Annotated in this window: 14 protein-coding genes; 4 read left to right on the top strand and 10 right to left on the bottom strand. The window is 64.8% G+C overall.

The genetic code is table 11. The features are described from left to right. Window positions 1-182 precede the first annotated feature (182 nt). Window positions 183-1,067: a LysR family transcriptional regulator gene (locus HX839_RS20790; protein ID WP_003209935.1), complete on the bottom strand. Its 885-nt coding sequence runs from the start codon at window positions 1,065-1,067 to the stop codon at window positions 183-185. Window positions 1,068-1,171: 104 nt separating this feature from the next. Here HX839_RS20790 and HX839_RS20785 point away from each other — a divergent pair, with 104 nt between their 5' ends. The 4 genes from HX839_RS20785 to HX839_RS20770 all read left to right on the top strand — a co-directional run bounded on the left by HX839_RS20785 (window position 1,172) and on the right by HX839_RS20770 (window position 5,178). Continuing rightward, window positions 1,172-1,828 (top strand): RraA family protein, encoded by a 657-nt coding sequence (locus HX839_RS20785; protein WP_177067635.1) that lies wholly within the window; start codon window positions 1,172-1,174, stop codon window positions 1,826-1,828. Continuing rightward, window positions 1,825-3,048: a pyridoxal phosphate-dependent aminotransferase gene (locus HX839_RS20780; RefSeq protein ID WP_177067634.1), complete on the top strand. Its 1,224-nt coding sequence runs from the start codon at window positions 1,825-1,827 to the stop codon at window positions 3,046-3,048. The genes HX839_RS20785 and HX839_RS20780 overlap by 4 nt, the downstream gene beginning before the upstream one ends. A 103-nt stretch (window positions 3,049-3,151) precedes the next feature. Continuing rightward, window positions 3,152-4,489 carry an MFS transporter gene (locus HX839_RS20775; RefSeq protein ID WP_256344735.1) on the top strand — a complete coding sequence of 446 codons (1,338 nt, stop codon included), beginning with the start codon at window positions 3,152-3,154 and terminating at the stop codon, window positions 4,487-4,489. A 26-nt stretch (window positions 4,490-4,515) separates the two neighbouring features. Beyond that, the gene (locus HX839_RS20770) at window positions 4,516-5,178 is read left to right on the top strand and encodes an RraA family protein (protein WP_003209925.1); all 663 of its coding nucleotides are present in this window, start codon (window positions 4,516-4,518) and stop codon (window positions 5,176-5,178) included. Between the two features lie 8 nt (window positions 5,179-5,186). Here HX839_RS20770 and gspD read toward each other — a convergent pair whose 3' ends face one another. From gspD to gspG, 9 genes are read right to left on the bottom strand one after another with little or no spacing between them, the layout of a single operon-like run. Further along, window positions 5,187-7,388 carry a type II secretion system secretin GspD gene (gspD, locus tag HX839_RS20765; RefSeq protein WP_177067633.1) on the bottom strand — a complete coding sequence of 734 codons (2,202 nt, stop codon included), beginning with the start codon at window positions 7,386-7,388 and terminating at the stop codon, window positions 5,187-5,189. Then, window positions 7,385-7,909, bottom strand: a complete 525-nt coding sequence (locus HX839_RS20760) for a general secretion pathway protein GspN (protein ID WP_177022128.1) — start codon at window positions 7,907-7,909, stop codon at window positions 7,385-7,387. Before HX839_RS20760 ends, gspD begins: the two co-directional genes overlap by 4 nt. Beyond that, window positions 7,906-8,517 (bottom strand): type II secretion system protein GspM, encoded by a 612-nt coding sequence (gene gspM, locus HX839_RS20755; protein ID WP_023659000.1) that lies wholly within the window; start codon window positions 8,515-8,517, stop codon window positions 7,906-7,908. The genes HX839_RS20760 and gspM overlap by 4 nt, the downstream gene beginning before the upstream one ends. After that, entirely contained in the window at window positions 8,492-9,532 is a 1,041-nt protein-coding gene (locus HX839_RS20750) for a PilN domain-containing protein (protein WP_102605835.1), read from the bottom strand. The genes gspM and HX839_RS20750 overlap by 26 nt, the downstream gene beginning before the upstream one ends. Beyond that, a complete protein-coding gene (locus HX839_RS20745; RefSeq protein ID WP_177009916.1) occupies window positions 9,529-10,251 on the bottom strand; it encodes a general secretion pathway protein GspK in 723 nt (240 codons plus the stop codon). The genes HX839_RS20750 and HX839_RS20745 overlap by 4 nt, the downstream gene beginning before the upstream one ends. Next, a complete protein-coding gene (locus HX839_RS20740; protein WP_003209916.1) occupies window positions 10,248-10,865 on the bottom strand; it encodes a prepilin-type N-terminal cleavage/methylation domain-containing protein in 618 nt (205 codons plus the stop codon). The genes HX839_RS20745 and HX839_RS20740 overlap by 4 nt, the downstream gene beginning before the upstream one ends. Next, entirely contained in the window at window positions 10,862-11,230 is a 369-nt protein-coding gene (locus HX839_RS20735) for a type II secretion system protein (RefSeq protein ID WP_008437204.1), read from the bottom strand. The genes HX839_RS20740 and HX839_RS20735 overlap by 4 nt, the downstream gene beginning before the upstream one ends. Next, a complete protein-coding gene (locus tag HX839_RS20730; protein WP_003209913.1) occupies window positions 11,227-11,658 on the bottom strand; it encodes a type II secretion system protein in 432 nt (143 codons plus the stop codon). The genes HX839_RS20735 and HX839_RS20730 overlap by 4 nt, the downstream gene beginning before the upstream one ends. Further along, entirely contained in the window at window positions 11,658-12,083 is a 426-nt protein-coding gene (gene gspG / locus HX839_RS20725) for a type II secretion system major pseudopilin GspG (RefSeq protein WP_003209911.1), read from the bottom strand. The genes HX839_RS20730 and gspG overlap by 1 nt, the downstream gene beginning before the upstream one ends. Window positions 12,084-12,092: the final 9 nt, after the last annotated feature.

Here is a 12,092-nt window from a genome sequence, read left to right as displayed (position 1 = left end):
CGGAACCGGGCCGGAGTGCGGGCATGCCGAGCCTAGGCGAGGCACCGAGTGGTGGGGCAAAGACCTTTTGGTTACTTTTGGCTGGGCCGGCATTCCGGGCGTTTGCCAAAAGTGACCCGCTGTAAGAGCGGAACCATAAGCCGCCGTTACCTAAATAACGGATATGTACTCAACCCCAACCCCTAGCGAAACCGCGCGATCACCGCCTCCACCACCGGGTTCGGCCGCTGGGTATTCCAGGCGACGGCCGTGGTCACCACATTGAGCTTCTGGCTCAACGCCCGAAACACCACATTGGCCGGCGCCAGCTTCTTCAACGACGCCGGCACCAACGCAATACCCTGCCCATAGCTGACAAACGCGATCTGCGAAGCCACCGACCGCACTTCATGCAGCACCCGAGGCGAAAACCCGCTGGCACGACAGGTCGCGATCAAATTGTCGAAATACACCGGACTGACGTTGCGCGAGAACATCACCAACGGCTCATTCGCCAGGCTCGACAAACTGATCCGCGTACGACTCGCCAACGGATGATCCACCGGCAGCGCCACTACCAGCCGGTCCTCCGTCAGCGGCAATGACTGCACCGAAGCCCCAAGGTCACCATCCAGCCGGGCAAACGCCAGGTCGATATCTCCGGCCTCCAGCGCCGGCAACGCCTCGACGCTGTCGATTTCCCGCACCGACACCGTGAGCTGCGGGTAATCAAGCTTCAGTTGCTCGATCAACCCCGGCAGCACATCAAACATCGCCGTGGAAATCGCGCCGATGGTCAACATCCCCGACTGCCCCGCCACCGCTTCTTCCACGGCGAGTTCCAGGCGCTCCAGCTGCTCGGCGAACTTGCGCACCGCCGGCAGGATCGCCGCGCCCACCGGAGTCAGCTTGGCCCCCCGTCGGGAGCGGTCGAACAGCTTGACCTTGAGCGCCTGCTCCAGCACCTGGATCTGCTCGCTCAGCGGTGGCTGGGACATGCCGAGGCGCTTGGCCGCACGGCCAAAGTTCTGCTCTTCAGCCACGGCCAGGAACAACCAGAGGTGACGAATCAGGCGAAAGTTGATCACGGTCTTATCCATAGGTTAAGCGTATGCAAGGCTTCTGTACTTCGTAATATACCTATCATAGGCACTGCCTGACACTGGCCGCCTCCGTCACCCGAGGCTTGCCCATGACCCCTGACCGTTTGCTCGACCGCCTGGCCGCACTGGACACCAACACCGTGTCCGACGCCCTCGACTTCCTCGGCCTGCCCGGCGCCATCGTGGGCCTGCGCCCATTGTGGAACTGCCCGAAGATCGTTGGCCGCGCCAGTACCGTACTGCTCGGCCCCAAGTCCGACATCGCCCCGACCGTGCACTTGATCACCCCGGTGATCGAACAGGTCGCGACAGACGACCGGGTGCTGGTGATTGCCGGCGGTATCGAGGGCATTTCCTGCTGGGGCGACATCATCGCCAACGCGGCGTTGCGCAAACACATACGCGGTACGGTGATTGATGGTTTCAGCCGCGATATCGACGGCAGCGAAGCCATCGGCTATCCGGTGTACGGACGCGGCGTGACCATGATCAGCGCGCGCAACCGCGTGGTGCAGCTCGACGCCGGCGTGACCCTCAGCGTCGCTGGCGTGTGCGTCAGCGAGGACGACTACGTGATTGCCGATACCTGCGGCACGGTATTCGTGGCCCAGGCGGTGATCGAAAAGGTCCTGGACCTGGGCGAGCGCATTGCCCGCCGCCAGGACGGCATGGTGCAGGCCGTGCGCAGCGGGCGCTCGGTGGTCGAGGTGATGCACGACGCACAGTTTGAGGCGATCAGCCGATGAGCGCCGATATCCAGCGGCTGAACCCGCGCCTGGCCAGCGCACAACCGTCCGCCACCTATCGCATCATGGACCGCGTCGCCGAACGCCGGGCGCAAGGCGCGCAGGTTATTTCGTTGTGTGCCGGCGAGCCGGATTTCGACACCCCGGCGCATATCCGCGAAGCCGCGATCCAGGCCATTGAAACCGGGCATACCCGCTACACCCAGGTGGCCGGTGCGCGGGCCCTGCGGGAGGCGGTGGCGGCGAAGTTCCGGCGCGAAAACGGCCTGGACGTGTCCTGGCAGGACACCCTCGTGTGCAACGGCGGCAAGCAGGTGATCTACAACGCCCTGGCGGCCACCCTCAATGAAGGCGACGAGGTGATCGTGCCCGCGCCGTACTGGGTCAGTTACCCGGAGATGGTGCAACTGTGCGGCGGCGAGGCGCGCATCGTCACCTGTGATGCCGACAGCGGTTTCAAGCTGACACCCGAGGCCCTGGCCGCTGCAATGACCCCGCAGACGCGCTGGCTGATCCTCAACTCACCGTCCAACCCCACCGGTGCGGTGTACAGCCAAGACGACTTGTGGGCACTCGCCGAGGTGCTGCTGGCCCACCCGCAGGTGCTGATCCTGGCCGATGACATTTACGAGCACCTGATCTTCGACGGCCAGGCCTTTCATACCCTGGCCCAGGTTGAGCCGCGTTTGGCACCACGCACATTGACCATGAACGGCGTGTCCAAGGCCTACGCCATGACCGGCTGGCGCATCGGTTTCGCCACCGGCCCACGCTGGCTGCTGGAGGCCATGGAAAAACTCCAGGGCCAGCAGACCTCCGGCGCCTGTTCGATCTCGCAACAGGCGGCCCTCGCTGCACTGGAAGGCCCCAGGGATTTCATCCGCGACAGCCGCCGGGTGTTCCAGGCGCGCCGGGACTTGATGGTCCAGTTGCTGAACGACACGCCAGGCCTGACGTGCATCAGCCCCGCCGGCGCGTTCTATGCGTTCGCCTCATGCGCCGCGCTGATCGGGCGCACCTCGGCGGGCGGGCGGCTGCTGCGCAGCGATGAAGACGTGGCCCTGGCGCTGCTGGATGAGGCCAATGTAGCCGTGGTGCATGGCAGCGCCTTCGGCCTGGGGCCGTACATCCGCATCGCCTATGCCCTGGATGACAAGTCGTTGCGCCAGGCGTGCGAGGCAATCCGCGGCTTCTGCAGCAGCTTGCTGGCAGAAGAATAAAAGTGATGAGTTCACATAGATAAATATCGCTAATGGTGGCGTGCGCCCCTTCTTAAGATTAAGGCCGAACAGGACAACACTCACAACAACAAGGTCCGCCCCCATGTCTATGCCTGAAGTCATAAAACCCGCTGTGCGCAGCCAATACCGCTGGGTGGTTGCTGCGCTGATTTTCCTGATCTACACCGTGGCCGCCGCCGACCGGGCCAACCTCGGCGTGGCGCTGCCGTTCATTCGCCAGGAATTTGCAATGAGCAACGCCCAGGCCGGTGGCCTGGTCAGCCTGTTCCTGCTGGCTTACGCCCTGGCACAACTGCCGTCGGGCTTTGCCTTCGGCCGCTTTGGCGTCAGCCGGATCCTGCCGGGGGCCATGGTGCTGACCTCCCTGTTGACCGGGCTGGTGGGCACCGCCAGCTCACTGCTGGCGCTGAAACTCTATCGCCTGGGCCTGGGTATCGCCGAAGGCCCGCTGCCCATCAGCATGACCACCACCATCAATAACTGGTTTCCGGCACGGGAAAAAGGCACCGCGTCGGGGATCTTTCTGTCGGCCGTGAAGTTCGGACCGGTGATCGTGCCGCCGCTGTGTGCCGTGATCATTTCGGTATGGGGCTGGCGCGAGATTTTCTACTTCTTTGCGATCCCGGGCATCGTGCTGGCGGTGGTCTGGTACTTCCTGGTCACGGACCATCCGTCCCGCAGCCGCTTCGTCAACCAGGCCGAACTTCAGTACATCGTCGAAGACACCGCAATCACCCAGACCGCCCGTGTGCACAAGACCCCGGCGTGGGTGAAAAAGCTCGACCGGGTGATCCGCACCCGCGATGAAAAGCCCCTGGAAACCAGCCGTCAGGTTTTCACCTCATGGAATATCTGGGGGTGCGCCACCAGCTACTGCTTCCAGCTCGGTGTCTCCAGCGTGCTGCTGGCGTGGATTCCCACCTACCTGATGACCGTCAAGCAGTTTTCGATCATGAACATGGGCCTGGTCTCGGCAGCGCCCTGGGTGGGCGCGGTGCTGGGCAACCTGCTGGGTGGTTTCTGCTCGGACCGCCTGATGGGCGGCCGTCGCAAGCCGGGCATGTTGCTGTCGGCCGTCGGCACCTCATTGATGATGTACCTGCTGATCAATTCACCGGCCGAGCCCCTGCCCTACGGCTTGCTGCTGATGCTGACCGGCGTGGTGCTGAGCCTCGGCTTCTCGTCCTACATGGTCTACCCGATGGGCCTGACCACCAAGAAGACCTTCCCGATCTCCAACGCTATCGTGAACATGATCGGCCAGCTCGGCGCCGCTGCAACGCCCTTCATCACCGGCCTGCTGCTGGACAACTACGGCTGGAACTACGTATTTGCCTGGCTGGCGATCGGCTCGTTCATCAGCTTCATCATTTTGCTGACCATTGCCGAGCCCCGCCCGGCCTCCAGCCACCCGACCTGATTTGTCACCACCACGAGGAGTTATCCATGTCACCCCAAGACCAAGAATTGGTTGCCCTGTTTGCCGGCCTGGACACCCCGGGCGTGTCCGACGCCCTGGACAAGCTAGGCCTGCCCGGCCAATGCCTGGGAATCATGCCCCTGGACAACTATCGCCAGGTGGTGGTCGGCCCGGCCTTCACCGTGCGCTACGTCAGCGCCAGCACCCCGCCGGGCACCGTAGGCGACTTTATCGATGACGTGGCCGAAGGCGATGTGGTGGTGATCGACAACGACGGACGCACCGACTGCACGGTGTGGGGCGACATCATGACCCAGTACGCCGGCAGCCAGCGGATCGCCGCGACGGTGATCGATGGCGTGTGCCGCGACGTGAGCAAGGCCCTGGGCGACGGCTACCCGCTGTTCACCAAGGGCCGGTTCATGCGCACGGGCAAGGACCGGGTTGAAGTGGAAGCGGTAAACCAGCCGGTGTCCATCGGCCAGGCCCGGGTGTGCGCCCGGGACATCGTGGTCGCCGACGCCAACGGCGTGGTGATCGTGCCGCGCGAGCGCGCCCATGAAGTGGCAGCCTGTGCACGCTCGATTGAAGCGGTGGAAGCGCGTATCCGGGCGCTGCTCGATGAAGGCAAATCCCTGCGTGAAGCACGGGCGGCGCTGGGTTATCACACCCTGCAACGCAAGGGCTGAAAGGTCCTTCAGTTGGCCGGTCGCAACAGCTGCATCTGCTGGCGGTAGTCATCCGTCACCTGCCGCGACTGGCTGCTGCTGGTAATCACCCTCGGTGTGATCAGCACGATCAGTTCGGTGCGATCCTTGGACTTGCTGGTGTTGCCAAACAACCAGCGCAGCCCGGGGATTTTCCCCAGGTACGGCACCGCACTGACGCTCTCGGCGTTGTCCTGCTTGATCAGCCCGCCGAGCAACACGGTCTGGCCGCTTTGCACCGCCACCTGGGTCGACACCGAACGTGTGGAGATGCGCGGGTTGGTGGGCGTGTCACTGCTGTTGGTGGTTTGGTTCTCGGCGTCGCTGACCTGTTGCTGGATGTCCATGTACACCAGGCCGCCCGGGTTGATCCGCGGCACCACGTCGAGGATCACCCCGGTCTGCACGTATTCGACGCTGCTCAAGGTGCTGTCGGCGTTGCCGGTGTTGACCGTGGTCTGGCTGATGGGGATGTTGTCCCCCACCTGGATCTGCGCCGGCTGGTTGTTCATCACCACCAGCGACGGCGCCGACAGCACCTGGGTGCGGCCGTTGGTTTCCAGGGCGTGCAAGGCCACTTGCAGGTTGGAGCTGACGAAGGAATAGAACAGCGAATCCGCGCCCAATCCCGCACCGCCGCCACCCAGAGCGCCCTGGCTGCCAGGGGTATTGGCTACCGTGGTGCTGGTGGAGTTGCCCGCCAGGCGGCCCAGGTACCATTGCACCCCTAGGTCCAGTTCGCCGGTGAGTTTGACTTCGAGGATGCGCGTCTCGATCTGCACTTGCAGCGGCGGGTTGTCGAGGCGCTTGATCGCCGATTCGATCTCCTTCCACTGCACCGGTCGGGTGCGTACCAGCAACTGGTTACTGCTTTTTTGCGCGGTGATCCGGGTGCCGGCATCGAGGCTTTTGGGGGCGGGGCCTGGCTCGGCGTTTTCAGTGTCTTCAGTGGCGGCCGGGGCCTGGTCCTCATCGTCACTGACGGGCGGGCTATTGCTGCTGTTGTTCAAGCCACCCGAGGTGCCGCCGCTGGTATTGAGTGACGACAAGGTCGCCGTGCGCAGACCCGGCGCCACCTTGGCCGGCGTATCGTCCTTGATCGCGCCGGTGCCGTAGATCTGCCGCAGGTATTTGGCGAGGTCCGTGGCCTTCATGTTGCGCACGTCGTAGACGTACATCTGCGGCTCGTTTCCGCCGCCTTCATCTATGGTGTGAATCCAGTCGCCAACTTCACTGAGGTACTGCGGCTGGGACGAGATCGCCACCACCGAATTGGTCCGCTCGATGGGCAGGAAGCGCACCATGCCCGCCAGGGGCATGCCGCTGTCGGGGCCAAACATTTTTTGCAGCTCGGGCATCAACTCGGCCACCGAGGCCCGTTGCAAACCGAACACCCCCACCGACATCCCCTTGAGCCAATCGACGTCGAAGGTGTCGATGGTGTCCTGATAGTTGGCCAACTCATCCGGCGTACCGGCCAGGCTCAACACATTGCGCGCCGGGTCCACCAGCAGGAACGCGTTTTCCCGGGCAAACGGCTTGAGCAGTTTCTGCATTTCCGTGGCCGAGATATAGCGCAACGGAAACAGCCGCGCCGAGAGCCCGCTGGAGGGTTGCGACACGCTCATTTCCGGCACCAGCTTGCCCGCCACCGCCTGGTTGGCGGGCAGGATCACGTAGCGCTGGCCCTGGCGGATCATCGCGTTATCGGTCCAGGACAACAGGGTTTCGAGGATCGACAGCGCCTGCTGCTTGCTCACCGGCTTTGAGGTGGAGAAGCTTACGTTGCCTTTCACACCCTGGGCGATGCTGTAGTTCTCGTGCAGCAGGTCGCCCATGACGCTGTTGATCACCGCCTCAATCGGCTGGTCGGCGAAGTTGAACACGATGTCGCCGCTGGCTTCATCCTTGACCGCCGGCGCAGGTGCGGGCTGGCGCACGAACTGCTGGTTACCGCGAATCAACTGGCGCTGGGGTGGCGTAGGCGCCTGGGGTTGGCGGCTGTCGGCCGCAGGCGACTCGCTGGCCGGGTCCACGGGCGGCCGTTGCGAACCGGTGCCCTGCATCGCCTCGTGAAGCAAGGCATCGTCCGGGTCGAGGTGATCGGGGAATGACCCACAGCCGCCCAAGGCGACGGCGGTGGCCAGGCAAAACACGCTGGTGCGCAAGGCGCTAGGGGAAGTATCGATCAAGGGGCGGGCTCGTGAGGAAGGGAAATCGGTGGTGTGGTGGACGGCGGCGGCAAACGCGGAACGCTGAGGCTCAGGGTTTGCGTGCGGCCATCCAGCACAAAACGGGCGTGCAGCGGTGTCAGGTGTTCCAGGCGCCAGCCGTTGGGCAGAGTCTGGCCTTGGTGGACCTTGAGCGGCGGGCCCTCGTCACGCTTGAGCAGCGCGACGCGCAGGTCGCCGTCGAGCAGCACGCCGGTCAGCTTCAGGCTCGACAGGCTGGAAATCTCGGCCTGACCCACGGCGGCATCGGGGCTGCGGTCGGGGCTGAACAGCGGCGCCTGCCAGGTGCCGGCGAGGCTTTCCAGGGTCGCACTCGGGGCCACGTGAACCTTGGCCGAAGCATTGGCGCGCACGGCGGAGGCAGGCTCATCCAACCACTGCGGCGCGTCGCCGATGCTGCTCAAGATGCCCACCATCAGCAGGCCCAGCAGCCCGGCCACACCGAGCAATCCCCACTCGAGGGGGCGCAATGAATTGATCATCGGCGGGCCTGCGTGGCGGCTGCCGGTTGCAGATAACCGCGCACCAACAGGTGCACCACCAGCTTTCCGGCACCGCCGCTGGCGGGGGCATTCGGCCCGCGACGGACGCTCATTTCATCCACGAAAAGGAACGGTCGCTGGTACTCCAGCTCATGCAGGATCGCAGTCAGGGGTTCGATGGCGCAGTTGAGGGTCAGGCTGACTTTGACCTGGCGATAGGGCTCGGTGTCGTCCTGCTCCGGGGTGATGGGCATGCGCTGGGTCAGGCTGCAGCCGCCGCCGAGGCCGGCGCGGCTGTTGATCAGGTCGGCGATGCGCTGCATCAGGTCCGCCGCCACGGCGCTGGGGTCATCCCCCGGCAACAGGCTGGTGCTGCTGGCCGGGTCCTGGCGGGCTTGCTCCAATTGCTCACGCAAGGCGGCGCCCTGGTGCAGCAGGCCCGCATAGCGTTGCTGTTGTTCGCGCAGCTGTTCGGCCTGCTCGCCCATGGCACGCAATGGCCCGGCGAACCAGCTGTCGATCAGCAGCCAGTAACCGCCGCCCAGCACCAGCGCCAGGACCAGCAAGGCGGCGCCGCGACGCTCACGGGGTGTCAGTGGTCGGCGCATCGGCGGCCTCCTGGTGCAAGTGGGCGCGCAGGGAAAACTGATCCTTGCCGGTTTGCGCATCGGGTTGGATCACCCCTTCGAACTGGGGGTTTTCCAGGCTGTGGCACGCCTTGATCCGAGTGATCAGGGCACTCGCCTTGGCGCTTTGCCCGGAGAAGGACACGTCGGCGCCGTTGTTGACGTCCAACTGGTCGATCCAGGTATCGGCGGGCAGGCAGGCGGTCAGCTCGTTGAGCAACGCCGCTAACGGCGGTTGTGCCGACTTGCGGCGAATCAGGTACTGCGCGGCGCCACGGGTATTGAGCAGTTGCTGGCGCAGGCTCTGGACCTCGGCGACCTGGGCTTTCTGTTGTTGCACCTGCGCCTGCATGACGTCGAGCACCCGCTGGCGGTCGTTGAGCCACAGCAGCATCGCGGCAATCAGCAAGGCGCCGCACAGCCAGGGCAGGCTGCGTTGCAAGCCCTTCCCGGCCGGCCGCTGGCGTGGGCGCAACGGCGCCGGCAGCAGGTCGATGCCCATTGGCCCGTCCACATCCACCGCATGGGGCTGCAAGCCGAGAGCAGCGCAGTCCAACAGGATTTGATCCAGGCGCTCCCGCAGGATGGCCACCAGGGTCACTTGCACATGCGTGGCGGTGCGCCGTTCCTGGCGGGCCACGAAGTACAACTGTTCAGCCTCGAACGGGGTAAAGCGGTCCAGCTCATAACCCACCACCGTCGACAGGTTGCGCGCGGCCGCCAGGGGCAGTTGCAGGGTTTGCCGCAGCACCGCCGAGGGCGCGAGCACCAGCACCTGGCGCACCTCGTCGGCAGGTTTTGCCACCGGCTCGGTCAACGGCCAGTGGTAGCGGTGCTCGGGGATGTCACGGACCGACAGCCACGCCGGCAGGCAGCCACGCAGCTCCTTGAGCCACAGGCGCCAGCCCACTTGCAGCAAGCTGCCGCGCCAGCGCCGGGTGAGCGGTTCGGCCAGCTGTTGAAGGCGCGCCACTGGCGCAGAAAGGTATGGATTCATTCTTGCCAACGCAGCACCCGATAAGGTTGTGCGCTTCCCTCCGATGGGCTCAATAAAACCGTGGTTCGTAACCGGGCGTGGTAACCGCCGGGGCGTTGTGCGCGGCTGTCGATCACCAGCACGTCACCGGGGTCGGCCCCTACTGCGCTCTGCCGGGGCAGGTTCAGCGCCTGGCGCATCAATGGGCTGGCGAAAGCGGGATCGGGCCGGTCCAGGCCGCTCCACAAACTGATTTCCGGGGCCAGCCGGCTGTACAGCGCCTGGGTCATGCCGGGCAATTGCCGCACTTCCTCCACCACGCGGAACGGCGCCAGGCCTGCGTTGCGCCGCATTTCCAGGTCCCTGGCGAGCCGGCTGGCCTGGGCCTGGGTGGCGCCGCAGGCCAGGGCCAGCCGGGCAAAGTCAGCGGCCTCGGCGCTGTTCAAATACAGCTTGCCGCGCTCGCTGTGCAGGCTCACGTGAAGCTGTGCGTCATCAAATACCAGGGGCATTTCGCGGCCGTCGGCGATCCATTGCTTGCGTTGCAGCGGGTCGGCCAGGGCCTGCATGGCCAACGCCACGCCCGCCTCCGCCGCCAGCAGCGCCTGGGTATGCTGGCGATGCCACAGGGCCTGGCGGCTTTCCAGTTGTACCCAACCGGCCAGGCCGCCCAGCAGCAAGCTGAGCAACGCCAGTACCCACAGCACCAGCAGCAATGCAACGCCGCGCTGACGCTTCATTCGCCTGATGCTCCGCTAGAGAGGTTCAGCCGCAGGGCAACCACTTGGGTGACCCACGGCACCGGTCCGTTGACTTGTGCTGCAATGCGTACCGCATAAGGCAGGCGTTTGGTCCACGGCCAGTCACTGATCCAACCGGTGGCCTGGCCCTTGGGCGACAGGCCGCGATAGCTGAATTGCAGATCCTCGACGTTCTTCAGCAACACCTGCGGTTCGCTGCGGGTGGCCGGCACGCTCACTTGGGCATTGGACTCAAACCGTGCGAACGCCACCTGCAACTCGCGCTCGGTCAACTGCAAGGTGAAACGCTGGATACCGCCACCGAGCACGCCCGGCAAGGTCGCGACGTATTGCAGGCGCTGGGGAGCGCCGACAAAAAAGCCGTTGGTCTGGCTGTCGTCCTCGGTCACGTCCAGGGGCAGCGCCTCGCTGATGGAAGTGCGCAGGAACTGTTGCGCGGCGCGACTTTCATCCAGGCTGACGGTGTAGCGCTGCGCCTTGAGTACTGCACGGTTGGCTCCCAGAAGCGCGCCGCCCACCAGGGCCAACAACACGCCCAGCAGGCTGAGCACGATCATGATTTCGAGCAACGTGAAGCCCCGCTGCTGCTTCACTGGAGGCTCCCGTCGCGGCTGGCGCGCAGTTTCAAGGTACTGAAATTTGCGCGGCGCGGACCTTCGCTGACGCTGAGATCAAGGCGAAACAAATGTGGCTGACCGATGCGGGTGGGCTGCTGGGCGACGCGCAGTTGCCAGGCAATGCCGTCCAGCTCGCCCTCGCGCACGCCACTGGCCAGGGGCCCCGACGCCTCCTGATCCATCACGCTCAAGGCGGTATGGGTCAGGCGGTCGCTGTGGGCCACCTGCAACAACGAGCGCGCGCTTTGGCCGAACGCGACCAGCAACACCGTGCTGCAGATCGCCATGAGGGTCAGCGCTGCGAGCATTTCCAGCAAGGTGAAACCCGACTGACGCTTCATGGCAATGCCCTGGACTGCACGCTGCCGGTCAGCCAGCCGACGTCGATGCGCCAGCGTCGCGTGCCATTGGCCAATAACAGGTTGCCGCCGGTAGAGCTGCCGTCGGGGTAAAACTCCACCGCAGCGCCTGCGTGTTCGGCGGTGTGCAGGGTCACTTGCAGATCGGCCGGCCAGTGCTTGATGGGTTGCCCCGGCGCCTGAAAGCTCAGCCGGGCCAAGTCGAAAACGGTCTTGGCCGACCTGCCGCTGACAATCGCCCGTGCCCGTGTGCTGCGCAGGGCATCCACCATCTGCCCGACCACCTGGCGCTCTTTCGCTACCCGCAGGCCTTGTTGCAGGCCAAATCCCACCAACCCGGCCGCGATGCTGATCAACACGATCACCACCAGCATCTCCAGCAGGGTAAAGCCGCGTTGGAGGGCCGGCATTATTCCCAGTTGCCCAGGTCGGCGCTGTAGCCTTCGCCGCCGGGCTGGCCGTCCTGACCGTAGAAGATCAGGTCGAAGGCGCCATGTTCACCGGGGAAGCGATAGCCGAAGGCATGGCCGAACGGGTCCTTGAGGTCTGAGGGCTTGGCGTACGGCCCGGCCCAGCCGGCGGTGTTGCCGGGCTTGTCGACCAATTGCTGGAGGGTCTTGGGTGGCGAGCCGACGTCCAGGCCGTAGCTCTCGATCTTCATGCTCAGGCTGGCCAGTTGCGCCTTGCCTGCGCCGTATTTGCCCTTGTCGACGTTGCCGCCCACCTGGCGCACCACGATGGTGGCGACGATGCCCAGCAACACAATCACCGCGAGCATTTCCAGCAAGGTGAAACCGCCTTGGCGGCGGGCGGGTTTGAAACGGGTATGGCGCATCGGCTTGCT

It is taken from the genome of Pseudomonas sp. I8001, assembly GCF_013385345.1.
Taxonomy (GTDB): Bacteria; Pseudomonadota; Gammaproteobacteria; order Pseudomonadales; family Pseudomonadaceae; genus Aquipseudomonas.
This window is presented reverse-complemented; position numbering and strand designations above follow the sequence as displayed.